At 58.5% G+C, this 662-nt stretch carries 1 protein-coding gene; it reads left to right on the top strand.

Annotated features, from left to right (window positions below):
* Positions 1-34 precede the first annotated feature (34 nt).
* Positions 35-544: an Hsp20/alpha crystallin family protein gene (locus N181_RS12240; RefSeq protein ID WP_060563405.1), complete on the top strand. Its 510-nt coding sequence runs from the start codon at positions 35-37 to the stop codon at positions 542-544.
* Positions 545-662 lie beyond the last annotated feature (118 nt).

Raw genomic sequence — 662 nt, 5'->3', positions numbered from 1 at the left:
AAGGAGGCAAAGAAACCGAAGAAAGGATGAAGTCATGAATGTACGTGACCTGATCCCGTGGAGCCGTGGCAGCAGCCAGCTCCCGAGCAGCTATCGCGGTGATGACATGGATCCATTTCTATCGCTGCACCGCAATGTCAACCGTCTGTTCGACGAAGTCTTCCGCGGCTTCGCCCCGCCATCGTTGCTCGGTGGCACGTCGCCCTTCAATGGTTCGTGGCCGCACGTGGAAATCGAGGAGAATGACAACGAAATCCGCCTGATCGCGGAGGTACCAGGCGTCGATCCAGACAACATCGAGGTGCTGCTGGAAGATGGCGTGCTTACGCTTCGCGGCGAGAGCAAATCGGAGACTGAGGACAAGGATCGCCGGTTCAGCGAGCGCTACTACGGGCGTTTCGAACGGCGGCTGTCCCTTGGTCGCCAGATCGATGAGGATAAGGTCGCCGCAAGCTTCAAGAGCGGTCTTCTCGCAGTAACGCTGCCGAAGACCGAAAAGGCGCGAGCCAACGTCAAGCGGATCACCATCGACAACACCAAATAATACCGACCGCCGCAAGCCAGCCGGGTCCTAACGTGCCCGGCTGGTTATTCGCGTGGCAAAAACCGATGACGTGGTTGACGGAACCCCTTGCGCGAGACAGACAATCCGGTCGTGCTGA

Origin of the sequence: Sinorhizobium fredii USDA 205, from assembly GCF_001461695.1 — a bacterium.
Lineage (GTDB): Bacteria > Pseudomonadota > Alphaproteobacteria > Rhizobiales > Rhizobiaceae > Sinorhizobium > Sinorhizobium fredii.
This window is presented reverse-complemented; position numbering and strand designations above follow the sequence as displayed.

Excerpts from the sequence above, each read along its gene's own strand:
- N181_RS12240 (WP_060563405.1), top strand. The coding sequence starts at position 35 with ATGAATGTACGTGACCTGATCCCGTGGAGCCGTGGCAGCAGCCAGCTC.